This is a genomic window from Thermincola ferriacetica (genome assembly GCF_001263415.1).
Classification (GTDB): Bacteria; Bacillota; Thermincolia; order Thermincolales; family Thermincolaceae; genus Thermincola; species Thermincola ferriacetica.
Window position 1 is genome coordinate 22,870 of record NZ_LGTE01000003.1, and the last position, 14,524, is coordinate 37,393.

The 14,524-nt window shown below is 47.7% G+C and carries 12 protein-coding genes; all 12 read right to left on the reverse strand.

Going from position 1 to position 14,524, the window contains the following annotated elements:
* Window positions 1–19: 19 nt before the first annotated feature.
* The 12 genes from murB to mraZ all read right to left on the reverse strand — a co-directional run bounded on the left by murB (window position 20) and on the right by mraZ (window position 14,214).
* Complete coding sequence (murB, locus tag Tfer_RS03155) at window positions 20–928, reverse strand: UDP-N-acetylmuramate dehydrogenase (RefSeq protein WP_052216854.1); 909 nt, start codon at window positions 926–928, stop codon at window positions 20–22.
* A complete protein-coding gene (gene murC, locus Tfer_RS03160) occupies window positions 929–2,308 on the reverse strand; it encodes a UDP-N-acetylmuramate--L-alanine ligase (RefSeq protein ID WP_083436751.1) in 1,380 nt (459 codons plus the stop codon). It abuts the gene before it with no gap.
* A 132-nt stretch (window positions 2,309–2,440) separates the two neighbouring features.
* Complete coding sequence (gene murG / locus Tfer_RS03165; protein ID WP_052216855.1) at window positions 2,441–3,547, reverse strand: undecaprenyldiphospho-muramoylpentapeptide beta-N-acetylglucosaminyltransferase; 1,107 nt, start codon at window positions 3,545–3,547, stop codon at window positions 2,441–2,443.
* A gap of 11 nt (window positions 3,548–3,558) precedes the next feature.
* Window positions 3,559–4,662, reverse strand: coding sequence for a stage V sporulation protein E (spoVE, locus tag Tfer_RS03170; RefSeq protein WP_013121007.1), 1,104 nt, complete (start codon window positions 4,660–4,662; stop codon window positions 3,559–3,561).
* A 4-nt stretch (window positions 4,663–4,666) separates the two neighbouring features.
* Window positions 4,667–6,031, reverse strand: a complete 1,365-nt coding sequence (gene murD / locus Tfer_RS03175) for a UDP-N-acetylmuramoyl-L-alanine--D-glutamate ligase (RefSeq protein WP_052216856.1) — start codon at window positions 6,029–6,031, stop codon at window positions 4,667–4,669.
* Window positions 6,032–6,044: 13 nt separating this feature from the next.
* Window positions 6,045–7,013: a phospho-N-acetylmuramoyl-pentapeptide-transferase gene (gene mraY / locus Tfer_RS03180; RefSeq protein WP_083436752.1), complete on the reverse strand. Its 969-nt coding sequence runs from the start codon at window positions 7,011–7,013 to the stop codon at window positions 6,045–6,047.
* 21 nt (window positions 7,014–7,034) lie between these two features.
* A complete protein-coding gene (locus Tfer_RS03185) occupies window positions 7,035–8,411 on the reverse strand; it encodes a UDP-N-acetylmuramoyl-tripeptide--D-alanyl-D-alanine ligase (protein WP_052216857.1) in 1,377 nt (458 codons plus the stop codon).
* 11 nt (window positions 8,412–8,422) lie between these two features.
* Window positions 8,423–9,910 (reverse strand): UDP-N-acetylmuramoyl-L-alanyl-D-glutamate--2,6-diaminopimelate ligase, encoded by a 1,488-nt coding sequence (locus Tfer_RS03190; RefSeq protein ID WP_052216858.1) that lies wholly within the window; start codon window positions 9,908–9,910, stop codon window positions 8,423–8,425.
* Window positions 9,911–10,106: 196 nt separating this feature from the next.
* Entirely contained in the window at window positions 10,107–12,227 is a 2,121-nt protein-coding gene (locus tag Tfer_RS03195; RefSeq protein ID WP_242843545.1) for a stage V sporulation protein D, read from the reverse strand.
* A gap of 24 nt (window positions 12,228–12,251) precedes the next feature.
* On the reverse strand, window positions 12,252–12,791 hold the full coding sequence (locus Tfer_RS03200; RefSeq protein ID WP_052216859.1) for a septum formation initiator family protein: 540 nt from the start codon (window positions 12,789–12,791) through the stop codon (window positions 12,252–12,254).
* A gap of 2 nt (window positions 12,792–12,793) precedes the next feature.
* Window positions 12,794–13,753 carry a 16S rRNA (cytosine(1402)-N(4))-methyltransferase RsmH gene (gene rsmH / locus Tfer_RS03205; RefSeq protein WP_052216860.1) on the reverse strand — a complete coding sequence of 320 codons (960 nt, stop codon included), beginning with the start codon at window positions 13,751–13,753 and terminating at the stop codon, window positions 12,794–12,796.
* Between the two features lie 23 nt (window positions 13,754–13,776).
* Entirely contained in the window at window positions 13,777–14,214 is a 438-nt protein-coding gene (gene mraZ, locus Tfer_RS03210; RefSeq protein ID WP_013121015.1) for a division/cell wall cluster transcriptional repressor MraZ, read from the reverse strand.
* Between the last annotated feature and the right edge of the window lie 310 nt (window positions 14,215–14,524).

A 14,524-nucleotide genomic window follows, 5' to 3' on the forward strand; every position in this document is an offset into this window, starting at 1 on the left:
TTGTCACCTCCAGTTTCGGCTACTCCCCTACTACCTGTACTTCCAATTCCAACATAACATTAAATTTTTTATAAACCGCGTTTTTGACCTGTTCAATCAAGGTCAAAACATCGTGGGCAGTAGCGCTGTCCAGGTTTAGAATAAAATTGGCGTGCTTTTCGGACACCTGAGCGTCTCCAACGGTCAATCCCTTGCAGCCGGCTGCATCTATCAACATCCCTGCAGAAGTCCCGGCCGGGTTTTTAAAAACACTGCCGGCATTAGGTTTGCCTACGGGCTGCAATTGCCTTCTCTTTTCCAAAAACTCAGTCATGCGTTTCTTTATTTCCACAGCAGGAGCTCTTGCTAACAAAAATACAGCTTTTGTGACAATGAAATTCTTTTGGAGTATGTTGCTGTACCGGTACCTAAAATCCAGGTCTCTTCCCGGCAAAACCAACAGTTCGCCGTCGGAGTCAAGAACATTCACCTCCTTAACAACCTCACCGATACTTTTGCCGTGTGCACCGGCATTCATAACAATGGCCCCGCCCACGCTTGCCGGAATGCCGACAGCAAATTCCAGGCCGCTCAAAGCATGGTCGGCAGCGACCCTGGCAACAACCGGCAACAGAGTTCCTGCAGGAGCAAAAATTAAATTCTGTTCCTCGTCAACCTTAATTTCCCCTGCGGCCATTTTTATGACCAGCCCCCGGATACCTCTGTCCTTGACCAGCAAATTAGAACCATTGCCCATAACTAAATATGGTATCCCATATTTTTTGGCAAGTTTTATAGCGGCCCAACAGTCTTCAATATCTTCCGGAATAAGCATGAGGTCTGCCGGCCCGCCTATCCGCCAGGTGGTATGTAATGACATCGGTTCGTTTACGAGGATTTCACCGGATATGAGATTTTGCAGTTCCTCTCTGAACCTGCAAATGCTCATTTACTTTCCCTCTTTCAACCGTCTGACCAACTCAACCCCTACGGCCCATATGTTCCCTGCTCCAAGGGTTAGAACCAGGTCGCCCGACCTGGTATTAGCCAGCAAAAATTCGAGAATATCTTCTTCAGTCTTTAAAAAATAAACCGGCGCCGTAGTATGTTTTTTGACTTCATCGATGATCAGTTGGGCGCTGACCCCGGCAATAGGTTTTTCGCCGGCGCTGTATATTTCAGTAATAATGATAATATCAGGACCATGGAATGCTTCACCAAATTGTCTGTACAGGAATTTGGTCCGAGTAAACCGGTGAGGTTGAAACACACTGATTATCCTTGTAAAACCTGCCTTTTGGGCGGCTTGCAAAGTAGCTTTCAGTTCGGTAGGATGATGGGCATAATCATCAACAACAGTTATGCCTTTTACCTGTCCTATTAATTGAAACCGCCTTCCCACACCGGTAAAGCTGGCCAGAGCATCTGCCACCTGCTCGAAGCTTAAACCTACCAGCCGACCAACAGCCAAAGCGGCCAGGGCATTGGCTAAATTATGCTCGCCGGGAACATTAAGCCGTAACTTGCCCAAATATTCGTTCCTGTAAAAAACGTCTACAGAACTTTGCGTACCCTGGCATAATACATTTCGACCTTCATATTCAGCCGGCACTCCAATACCGTAGCTGATAAAAGGCTTCTTTAATTTGTCGGCCAGAACCTTTACTTTGGGACTGTTGAAGCATAAAATGCAAAAACCTTCGTCGGGAATTTTTTCGGTAAACTCCTGGAAGGCTGCATCTATTTTCTCCGTTGAGCCATAATAATCCAGGTGATCGTCTTCAATATTGGTTATTACTTCAATATAAGGAGACAGCTTCAAAAAAGACCCGTCACTTTCGTCCGCCTCAGCCACCAGGTATTCTCCCTTACCCAGCTTGGCATTGCTACCTATATCGAATAATTCCCCTCCGACGACTACCGTAGGATCCAGGCCGTTTTTTTCCAGCACAAGCGCAATCATTGAAGTAGTGGTCGTTTTTCCATGAGCTCCAGCTACTGCAATCCCTTTTTTCTCTGCCATTAAACCGGCCAGCACATCGCCCCGGTGTAGTATCTTCAATCCCTTCTTCCTGGCTTCCGCCAGTTCCTCGTTATCCGGGGATATTGCGGAGGAAACTACTACGACTCTAATTTCTTCCGATATATTTTCCCGACTATGGCCGAGATAAACCTTTGCCCCAAGTTCTTTTAATTGAGAAAAAGTGCGGCTGCTCTTGATATCAGAACCACTTACTCTCATACCTTTTTGCAGCAAAATTCTTGCTAAACCGCTCATCCCGGCGCCGCCGATACCGATAAAGTGAAATTGTGTCTGGTCCTTACCCAATGACTTGTTCAGCTCCTTCCCGGCAAAAACCTTATCGTATCAACCGAAAGCTCTACCCTATAGTATGCAGATATTGATTAGAGGGTGAATGAACTTGTCCTTTTTAATGATACAACTTGTCCAATCGAAGCTCTATTTTAAAAGGTTTTGCGCTAATTTGACTATATTTTGCAAGGCATCTGGCCTTCCCAGTGCCTTTGACTTTTCCGCCATTTTATGCCAAAGTTGTATATCCTGGCGTAGGAGTTCAACGTTTTCGATAATCTTACGCCCCGTCAATTCGGCGTCTTTAATCATAACTGCCGCACCCTTGTCCACAAGGGCTCTCGCATTGTATTCCTGGTGGTTTTCCGCCGCGTAGGGATATGGAATTAAGATGCTTGGAATTCCTTTGGCTGTAATCTCGGCTATCGTAGTGGCGCCGGCCCGGCATACAATGAGGTTTGCGGCGGCGAGGGCCGCGGGCATATTATGCAGATAAGGCCTAATGATGATATTGTTGAGCTTGGCCGGGTCCAAGCCCCGCAGCTTCAGCCTGTCATTTAATTCGTGATAACCCGATTCGCCGGTGACCAGCAATAGCCGGACACCCGCATGGTTATGGAAATGTTCCAGAACTTCCACCATGGCCAGGTTGATAGACCTGGCTCCTCTGCTGCCGCCAACAACCAAAACATTGAACCGGTCGGGTGCAAAACCCAGGTCTGTTCCATCCTCCGGCCTGGCATTAAGGATTTCCGGCCTGACAGGCAGACCGGTGACAACAACTTTCCCGGGATTTTTAAAATACTTGACCGATTCCGGAAATGTGGTTGCCACCCGATTAACTAGTCGGGCCAGCAGTTTATTGGTTATGCCGGGGAAAGCATTTTGTTCATGAATGAGCGTCGGAATTTTTTTCAGTACAGCCGCCAGAACTACAGGGCCGCATACATAACCTCCGGTGCCGATAACAATGTCAGGCCTGAATTCGTCCATAATCTGCATGGCCTGAAAAAAACCTTTGGTCACTTTAAGCAAAGAAGAAAACAACCGCACCCCTATTTTCCTCGGCAGCCCTTCAACCGTAACAGTTCTGAAAGGAACCCCGGTCTGCAGGACAATCCCTGCTTCCAGGCCTTTGGCCGTGCCCACATAAAGGACTTCAGTACCCGCTTCGGCTTCCTGAAGGCCTTTGGCTATTGCCAAAGCCGGATATATATGACCCCCTGTTCCTCCCCCGGAAACGATAACCTTCATTTGTTATCCCCCTAACGGACTGAGCCATACTTGGAAATATTGAGCAAAATACCTACACCGATTAAGGTAAAGATCAGGGATGAACCGCCAAAACTGATCAGTGGCAGCGGAATTCCCGTTACCGGCATGGAGCCGGTAACCACGCCAATGTTTATGATGGCCTGCAGCGCTACCATTGTAGTGATGCCTACGGCCAGCAAACTGGAAAAGGAATCAGGCGAACTTAGGGCAATCCGGAAACCCCGCCATACAAAAAGTATGAAAAGCAGCAACACCAGACTTCCGCCCAAAAATCCCAACTCCTCACCCAATACGGCAAAAATAAAATCAGTGTGTTGTTCGGGCAAATAGAAAAACTTCTGGTGGCTTTGCCCCAGGCCCAAACCAAAGAGTCCTCCGGAACCCAAGGCATATAGTGACTGAATAATATGAAATCCGCTGCCCAACGGGTCTGCCCAGGGATCAAGAAATGCCAGGAACCGCCGCAGTCGGTAAGGTTCAAAAGCTATTGCCAGGCCGACTGCCCCTATCCCCGCCAGGGCCAGAGCAGATAAGTGCCTAGCCTCGGCTCCCGCTGCAAACAACATGACGAAAACTGTGCCGGCCACAGATACTGCTGTCCCCAGGTCTGGTTGCAGTAATATAAGACCGCAGGCCAAACCGAGAATCAACAAATTGGGCAGTAGTCCCTGGGAAAATTTTTTTATCTTGTGTTTTTGCACTGATAACCCATAAGACATAAAAATTACCAGGGACAGTTTAACCATTTCTGAAGGTTGTATCGTAAACGGTCCTAAACCAATCCAGCGTTGCGCGCCTTTAACGGTTTTCCCAATGCCAGGCAGGAGTACCATAACTAGCAATGAAAAAGCCAAAACCAGAAAAGGAATCGCCATTTTCTTGTACTTCCAGTAGTCTATCCCCATGGCCAGCATCATAGCACCAATCCCGACGCTGGCCCATAAAAGCTGTTTCTTGAGGTAATAATATGTATCGTGCAACCTTTCATGGGCTGTAACCTGGCTCGCGCTGTAAACCATAACGATACCTATAACCAGCAGTAAAATTGTGGCCATAAACAGCAAAAAATCCGGTGATTTTTTACGCAGGGTCAAAGCGCTACCTCCTTAAACTCAGGACAACCTCCTTGAATTTTTCCCCGCGTTGTTCGAAATCTTTGAACATGTCCCAGCTTGCGCAGGCCGGTGACAGCAGAACTATCTCTCCGGGATTGGCAACTTCAGCAGCTTTTCTCACCGCTTCTTCCAAAGTATGAGCACGGTAGATATTACTGAAACCGACTTTATTCATGCTCTCTATAATCTCGTCGGCACACTCGCCCAAAACCACCAGCGCCCTGACCTTTTCCCTGACTTTGGCCGCAAAAGCAGTGAAGTCACTGCCTTTATTGCGGCCTCCCGCAATTAACACCAGGGGTTGATCATAAGAATCCAGGGCCTTCATGGCTGCATCCGGATTTGTGCCTTTCGAATCATTAATATACACCACTCCGTCGATTTCAGCAACATGTTCCATCCGGTGCGGGACACCCCTGAAGGTACGCAAGACTTCCGCTATAACCTCCGGTTCCACGCCCAGGGCTGCTGCCGCCGCCGTGGCCGCCAACGCATTTTCCAGGTTATGGTTGCCCCGAATAAAAATATCTTTAACCGAACAAACATCTTTGGAGCCCTGGCCCAGGTCAATAATAATTCTGTCCTGCCGGACATAGACCCCTTTTTCTAACTTATGCCGGCGGCTGAAAAATATAACCTGGGCTTTAACCTGTTCTGCCCAAGCAGCCACCTTCGGGTCATCAAAATTCAGTACCGCAAAATCTTCGGGGCCCTGGTTTTCAAAAATTCGCGCTTTGGCCAAAATATAATTTTCAAAGGTGCCATGCCTATCCAAATGGTCAGGCGTAAAATTCAGAATGATGGACACCTTCGGTTTAAACCGGTGGATGCATTCCAGTTGAAAACTGCTTACTTCGGCAACAATAATGTCTTCCCGTGCATATTTTTCAACCTCCGCCACCAGCGGCAGCCCAATATTGCCCCCGACCAATACCCGCCGGCCCGCGGCCTTAAAGATTTCCCCGGTCAGAGTCGTGGTGGTGGTCTTTCCGTTGGTGCCGGTAATGGCCACGACCGGCGACCGGGCAAACCGGTATGCCAATTCCAGTTCACTAAGCAAAGGTACTTTGCGTTCCAACGCCTGCCGCAGGGGTTGTTCCGTTAAAGGAACTCCTGGGCTGGTGACAACCATGTCAAAGCTATCAGGCGTCACCTCGGGGTACGCCCCCGCTGCAACAGTCACTTTCTTTGGCAGGCTGTTTACAGCCTGCCCCAGGTCCTGCCTCGCTTTTTTGTCAGTGATGGTTACAGAAGCTCCCTTGCCCGCCAAAAAGCCAGCCACCGCCAATCCGCTTTTGCCAATCCCTACCACCAGTACTCTCTTATTTTTTAAGTTTAAAGCTTCCATACCAATTCACATCCTAACCTGACTCATACATTCCTAGTATTCCCAAAACAGCCCCTGCCACAGCCAGCAGCCAGAAAAAAATAACTATTTTCCATTCCGACCAGCCCTTCAATTCGTAATGATGATGTAAAGGACTCATCAGAAAAACTCTTTTCCCGGTAGTTTTAAAAGAAATAACCTGAATGATTACGGACAAAGTATCCAGCACGTAAACAATACCAATAATCGGTAAAAAAAGTTCTGTTTTAGTGACCACAGCCAGTCCCGCCAGCGCTCCTCCCAAAGCAAGGGAACCTGTATCTCCCATAAACACTTTGGCCGGATGAGCGTTATACCTTAAAAACCCGATACAGCCACCGGCAACAGCCGCTGCTACAACAGCAACCCCTGTTTTACCCATCATTAGAGCGACTATTATATACGCAACCGCCGCCACAGCCGTAACTCCGGCTGCCAATCCATCCAGCCCATCGGTAAGGTTTACAGCATTAGTTGTGGCAACTATGACCAAGGAACCCAGCAGCAGATAAAGGGGCACCCCCAAATTCACCCGGAGCTGGCCACCGAAAGGAATAATCAGGTCCGTTCCCCGGTTTAACACAAATACTGCTACAGTGAGCATCAAAGCTGCCGAAAAAAATTGGCCGACCAGTTTATGCCGGGCCCTAAGCCCCAGGTTTCTTCTCATAACCACCTTAATATAGTCGTCGATAAACCCTAATAAGCCGAAAAGGGTTAAGCCTGCCAAGACTAATAAAACATCGCCCGTCTTATCCGCAATGAGCAGAGAGGCAGCTCCGATGGCCGTAAGAAACATTATTCCCCCCATGGTGGGAGTGCCGGCTTTTTTCAGGTGCTTTTGCGGGCCTTCGGCCCGAATATATTGCCCGAATTTTAATTTGTGTAAAACAGGAATCAGTATTGGCCCCAACATTATAGAAATTAGTAGTGAGACCCCTAGTCCTGATACTACTTTTTCCACTTTCTCTCCCCCTACCCCCGCTTAGGCGCAGGTAATTCCTTCCACAATTTTTTCCATTTTCATTCCCCGCGAACCTTTTACCAATACCAGGTCGCCGGCTTTCAATATATTATTAAGAATCTCCAATGCCTCATTGTTATTTCTACTCACATAAATATTTTTCCTATCCATACCCGCCGCTTTAGCCGCTTCTGCAATGTGCAGTGCTAATTCCCCAACAGTTACCAGGATATCAATTTTTAAATTTTGCACAGTTTCTCCTACTTCGCGGTGTCCCTGTACTGTCCGTTGTCCCAATTCATACATATCCCCTAAAACGGCAACTTTTTTCCCTGCACAGGGCATCTCGGCAAGTATGCGGACAGCAGCTTTACTTGATGCAGGATTGGCATTATATGTATCATTGATTATTTTCAAGCCATTGCAGTCAATAATCTGCAGCCTCATACCGCTAAGCACAACATTATGCAAACCTTCCATGCACATTTCCCACGAAAGCCCTTCCTGCAAACCGACTGTAATGGCCGCCAGGGCATTATATATGTTGTGCCTGCCAGGTACCGGCAGGTGGAAAACCTTTGCAATCTTGTCGCGTATTACGGTGAAACTCGCACCGGCGCCCATGTTACATTTTATGTTGTCGGCATAGACGTGATTGGAATGATCCATACCATAGAATATTACTTTTGCCCTCGTCAGGTGCGCATACTTTCGCTGCCAGGGGTCGTCACCGTTCAAAACTGCATACCCGCCGACAGGAATATGCGGCAGCAGCTCAGTTTTCGCCCGGGCAATATTTTCCACTGTTCCCAATCGCTCCAGGTGGGTTTCGCCGATATTTGTTATTACTCCGGCGGTAGGACAGGCAATCCGGGCCAGGAAATCTATTTCCCCGAGCCCACGCATGCCCATTTCCACAACCACGGCGCCATGAGACTCGTCCAAACCCAAAAGGGTCAGGGGAAGCCCAATTTCGTTGTTAAAATTACCCAATGTTTTCAGAACCCGGTATTTTGTCTCCAACAAAGCAGAAATCATATCCTTGGTGGTCGTTTTACCGTTGCTGCCTGTTACGGCTACAACCGGCCCGGAAAACTTCTTTCTGTTATACCGGGCAAGTTGTTGCAAAGCTGTCAGAGTATTATCGACCAAAAGGATATCACCGTCGGGAAGGTCTTGCTGCATCCGGCTCACAATTACCCCATGCGCCCCAAGCTGCAAAGCCTGCTCTAGAAACTCATGGGCATCAAAACGCTCTCCTTTTAACGCCACAAAAAGGCTGCCCGGAACTATCTGCCGCGAATCGGTACAAACCTGTGTATAAACGCGGTCCGCATTTCCTTTTACCATGCGTGCCTTGATAGCGCCGGCAATTTCTCCGAGTGTCATTTTATACATAGTTCATTACCTCAGGAAAACTTTTCTTTTAATATTTCTATAGCGACCTCACGGTCGTCAAATGGTAGCACCTTTGTCCCGATAATCTGGTACGTTTCATGTCCCTTACCGGCTATAACCACCACGTCACCCGTTTTAGCCATGTTCAGGGCATGCCTAATAGCCTCTTTCCTATCCTCGATAACGGTATAATTTTCTGGCCCGATAATAGGTTTGACGCCTTCCTCAATATCTCTCAGGATTTCTGCCGGGCTTTCGCTGCGGGGGTTATCAGAAGTTAGTACGGTAAAATCACTGAGTTTCGCCGAAACTTCACCCATGATAGGACGTTTTGTCCGGTCCCGGTCTCCCCCGCACCCAAAAACCGTGATCAGTCTGCCTTTCGTAAACTCCCTGGCTGCACTAAGTACATTTTCCAAACCATCCGGTGTATGAGCATAATCAACCAGCACAGCGAAAGGCTGGCCTGCTTCCACTTTTTCCATCCGACCCGGTACACCTTTTACCTCCTCCAGAGCTTCCTTGATTACCGGCAAAGCAATATTTTCGCCCAGACCGGAAGCTACCGCCGCCAATGAGTTGTAAACATTGAACAGGCCTGTCAAGTTTAGCTTCAAATCAACGGAACCCCTGGGAGTAACAGCGGTGAAGATGACCCCATCGGACCGCAAGTCAATTTTCTCTGCCCGCACATCAGCGGCTGACTGTATTCCGTATGTAATCACCTGACCATGTGTAACTTCCAGAAAGCTCTGCCCTTTGGAATCGTCAATATTAATTATGCCATACTTATTTCTGCTCTTCCTAGAATTTTTTCCTAAATTAATGAATAATTTTTGTTTGGCCGCCAGGTAGTTATCCATAGTCTCGTGAAAGTCCAGGTGGTCCTGGGTGATGTTGGTAAAGATGGCCTGGTCATATTCGCAGCCCGCTACCCTGTTCAATTCCAGGGCGTGGGATGACACTTCCATCACAGCGTAATCTACTCCCGCATCAACCATTTCTGCCAACAAAGCCTGCAAATCCAGAGATTCCGGCGTAGTATTGGTTACCGGAAGCACCCGGTCAATGATTTTATTTTTAATAGTCCCGATTAATCCTACTTTCTTACCGGCCTTGACGAGTATGTTTTCTATGAGATGAGTAGTGGTGGTTTTCCCATTGGTACCGGTTACGCCGATAATATTCAGCTTATCGCCAGGATAATCGTAGAAAGCCGCCCCCATATAGGCCAGTGCTTCCCGCGTATCCTCCACCGTTACCACTGTAACAGAAGACGGTACGGTAATAGGTTTTTTCGCAATTATAACGGTCGCCCCGTTTTCCACCGCATTTTGGGCAAACAAATGGCCGTCGGTCTTGTACCCTTCTATGCATATAAAGGCAAAGCCAGGCTGCACTTTCCGCGAATCATAAGCCAGCCCCTCAATTTGCACCGTCAAATCTCCCTGCACCCGGGCGCCGTAAATATTCTTCAGCAGGTCCGTTAATCGTCGCATAATTATCCCCCCTGGTCGTACATTCCCACAAATTTCCTACAAGTTTTATTATTAACGGGAATATAACTGTTTATCCTCTATATTTTTGCGCTGTCTCAGGAACAAAGTAAGGTTGGAGCATGACGATTCCCCTGCTCCAACCTGATTTGTGTTTAAAAAGAGTTGCCTATGTCCTTAAACATGGGCAATGTCTTTTTTACGGAAAAGGCTCGGGCGCCGGTGGGAGGAAAATCACTTTGACTGTCGTCCCGGCTTTCACCTTGGTTCCGGGCTCTATTTTCTGGCTGGCGGCTACCCCTGACCCCTCCGGGTTCATTTTTAGCCCCAAGGCCCCTAACAGCTTACCGGCTTCTCTCATGGTTAAACCCGTTAAGTCGGGTACTGTCACCTCCGTACCCTCTGGAACACTCTTGGCTTCCGGGCCAACATAAAGTATCACCGGGGTTTTTTCCAGCACTTTGGCGCCGCCTTTAGGCTGCTGGTTCAAAACCCATTGGCCGGAACCTTCTAAATTGCTTGCCAAACCTGCCTTTCTCAGAATATCCTGGGCTTCAGTCAAAGGCATGTTAATTAAATCAGGTACTATAACTTCTTTACGTTTTTCTTTTTCTTCCAGTTCAGTTTTGCTGACCCGCGGCCTGACGTTCAGGTAACGAAGTACGTCGCGGGCCACGTTTTTAAATACGGGTGCAGCAATCTGACCGCCGTAATAGGTTCCTCCCTGTGGTTCATCAATAACCACAAGTATTGCCACCTGTGGGTTTTCAACAGGGGCAAACCCTGCAAAGGATGCAATGTATTTGCCGGAGGAATATCCGCCTTTACCGGCTTTTTGGGCAGTACCGGTCTTGCCGGCGGCAGGGTATTCTTCCATATAAGCATTTTTTCCGGTACCCTGACTTACAACCTTCTCCAGAATCCCAGCCAACTGGCGAGCCGTTGACCTGGAAATCACCTGGCGCACTGGTTCAGGTTCAATTTTCCGGACCAAATGCCCTTGACTGTCCCGGATTTCTTTGACCAGTTGGGGCTTCATGAGTACCCCGTCGTTAGCAACTGCCGATATAGCGGTAATCAGTTGAATCGGCGTCACCGAAATAGATTGCCCGATAGATATGGTGGCAAGGTTAATGTTCTTGACCTGTTTTTCCGGGATAACAATTCCTTTGGCTTCTCCGACCAATGGTATGCCGGTCTTTTGCCCAAAACCAAAAGCCTTTATATACTTGTAGAAGCGTTCCCTCCCCAGATCAAGCCCAACCTGAATGAATCCAGGGTTACAGGAGTTTTGGGCCACTTCTTCAAAGGACTGGGAACCATGAGCTCTGGGATACCGCCAACACTTTATCCTTTCACCGGATACTACGGCATAGCCGGGGTCATAGAACCTGCTTTCCGGTTTCACAACCCCCTCTTCCAGAGCAGCGGCGGCTGTAATAACTTTAAAAGTGGAACCCGGTTCATAGTTCAGCCAAATGGCCGGATTTCTCCAACTGGTTTGCGGATATTCGCCATATTTATTCGGGTCAAAATCCGGCCGGTTGCCCATAGCCAGAATGCCGCCCGTTTTGGGTTCCATTACTATAATGGTGGCGCTTTTCGGGTTATAGGTTTCTACGATATTATCCAATTCACGCTCTACGAAATATTGAATAGTTTCATCTATGGTCAGCACCAGGCTGTTTCCGGGCTGTGGCGGTTTGTACTGATGCAGGGCCTGCGGTATTTCCCGGCCCAGGGAATCCTTTTCGACCAAGATTCTCCCCGGAACACCGGCCAGTTCTTTTTCCATTGTAACCTCAATACCGTTCAGACCATAGTTATCAATACCCACAAACCCCAATACATGAGAGGCAAGGTTGCCGTTCGGATAGGACCGCTGACTTTCTTCCACAATATCTATCCCTGGCAGTTCCAGCTTTTTGATTTTTTTGCTAATTTCCGGATCAACTTTTCTCTGGATATATACAAAGTTGCTTCTTTTCGTTATTTTCTTATATATCTCCTCATATTTAAGGCCGAGAATCTCGGCCAGCTTTTTCGCGGTTTCTGCAGGTTTTTTTATTTCCGGCGGAATGGCGTAAACTGTATCCGAACTGATGCTGATCACCAGTTCCTTTCCGTTCCGGTCGTAAATGGTCCCTCTTTTCGCAGGTACTTTAATATCGTCCATCCTGTTTTCCAGGGCCTCGGTGCTAAGTTTATCCCCGTTAACAAACTGAATCCATGCTAACCGACCAATCAAAAATAGCAGGAATGCTCCCATGATCAAGAATAGCTGGGTTATACGCTTTCTCATTAAAACATTGGTGGTCACATGAGTTCAACCCCTCAAAATATACTAATTGGATGCCGTAGTTGCCTCGGCCTGCGCTACCCTCCCCGTCCAGTTGGCCAGCAGCCTACTCAATACGTCTATAAGAGCCATCGGTCTGTGTTTTTCTTTTTGTGGTTTGAGTTGCTCTTCTTTTTGAATTTTTTGCGCCGGTACCTGTTCTTTACCAACTGAATCTTTTGATTCGACAGCTACAAATTGGACTCCTGCAGATGTATCCGGTTTAACCATACCAAGTTTTTCCGTAGCTACTGCTTCAATTCTCTCTAAGGACTGCAATTGGGCTATTTTCATTTCTAATGCCTGGTTCTGTAGCTCCATTGCCTTTATCTGTTTTTTCATTTCCACAATTTTGTACCCTGTAGCAGCAATTTGGGCGTACTTGGTGGCAAGCAGCAAAAATACAGTGAAGGCTATCATCATGATGCCAGTATAAACCAACCTGGACTTGTTCCGCATCCGGCGAACTTTGCGGGTGCGCCGCGGGCGAACAGCCGTTTGTTCCTGGTAGCGGTAATAATCATGACTTTCTCTTGCCAATATCAAAGTTATTCAGCCTCCCCGTTTTTTAGAACCAAGCGTTCTGCCACCCTGAGCTTTGCACTGCGCGCCCTGGGGTTTCTTTCAATCTCTGCCGTCGAAGGTTCAATGGGTTTATTGGTAATAATTTTGAGCATAGGAACGGTCCCGCAGGTACAAACAGGAAATTCCGGAGGGCAAACGCATTCTTTGGCCAAATCCCTGAACATTTCTTTGGTTATCCTATCTTCCAGGGAATGGAAAGAAATGACACAGATTCTCCCTCCGGGCGCCAACACCTCTATTGCATCCCGCAAAGCGGATTTAAATTTACTTAATTCATCGTTAACGGCTATTCTTAACGCCTGAAACGTCCTCTTAGCAGGGTGCGGGCCTTCTTTCCGGGCCCCCGCCGGAACAGCGTTTTTAATAATTTCCACCAACTGCCCGGTCGTCGATATTTCTTCCCTGGCCCGGGCTTCCACAATGAATTTGGCAATCCTTCTGGCCCAACGTTCTTCGCCATACTCCGAAATAATTTTGGCCAACTCGTCTTCCGTGAGGCCGTTCACCAAAATACGGGCTGTAACCGGTTCCAGGGGGTTCATACGCATATCCAGCGGAGCGTCTACTTTATAACTGAATCCGCGTTGAATCTGGTCAAGCTGGTAAGAAGAAACTCCCAGGTCAAAAAGCACCCCGTCCACCCGGTATATTCCCAGTTCTTCCAGAATATCTCTGATGCGGTTAAAATTACTGTGCACCAAACGGTAGTTGAACCCTATATTTTTTAACCGCTTTTCAGCCGCTGCTATAGCATTGATATCCTGGTCTATGCCTACAAGAAATCCGTTTGGTTGAATTTTTTTCAAAATTTCTGCCGAATGTCCTGCTCCTCCTAACGTGCAATCAACATATACGCCATCGGGCTTTATATTCAGGTGGCTGATACTCTCATCCAACATAACCGGCACGTGATGAAAATCCATCTATGTTCACCTTCCGGAACTTTTTAGATTCCCAAATCAAAATCCACAATTTTTTCCGCCAGCTCCTCGTAGGTCGATTCAGATTGCCGGCTGTATTTTTCCCACTCTTCCCTGCTCCAGATCTCTACCCTGGTGGAAACGCCGATAACAACTACCTCTTTGTCCAACCTGGCATGACTTCTGAGATTGGCGGGGAGTAATATTCTGCCCTGTTTATCTACCTCGCATTCGGTAGCCCCGGAAAAGAAAAACCTTACAAAGGCCCGGGCATCAGCCCTGGTAAAGGGAAGTGATTTCATCTTTTGTTCCAAAAGCCGCCATTCTTCCATGGGATATAAAAACAAACAATTATCCAGGCCCTTGGTGGCAATGAACTTGTCACCAAGCCCTTCCCTGAATTTGGCCGGAATAATAACCCTGCCTTTAGCATCAATTGTGTGTTGAAACTCTCCCATGAACATGACGGTTTCCACCTACTTAACACACCCGCTGGGAAATAAAAGGCTATTCCCCCACTTCCCTCCACTTTATACCACTCTATTCTCTATATTCGTAAAAAATCCTGCTAAACTTTATACCAAAATAAAAAATTTTTCCGTGAAATCTCTTTTTTTCTCGCGATTTTTCGTTCTAGCTCCGTTTTACACAATATATAGTGCCCCCTCCACTTTGGCTGCACAATTTGTTGTGCATTCGCAATGCAAAGGCGGTCGGCATCCGACGACCAGTGGTCGGTAGTTACCGCCGCAATGACCATGGGCGTTGATTTGG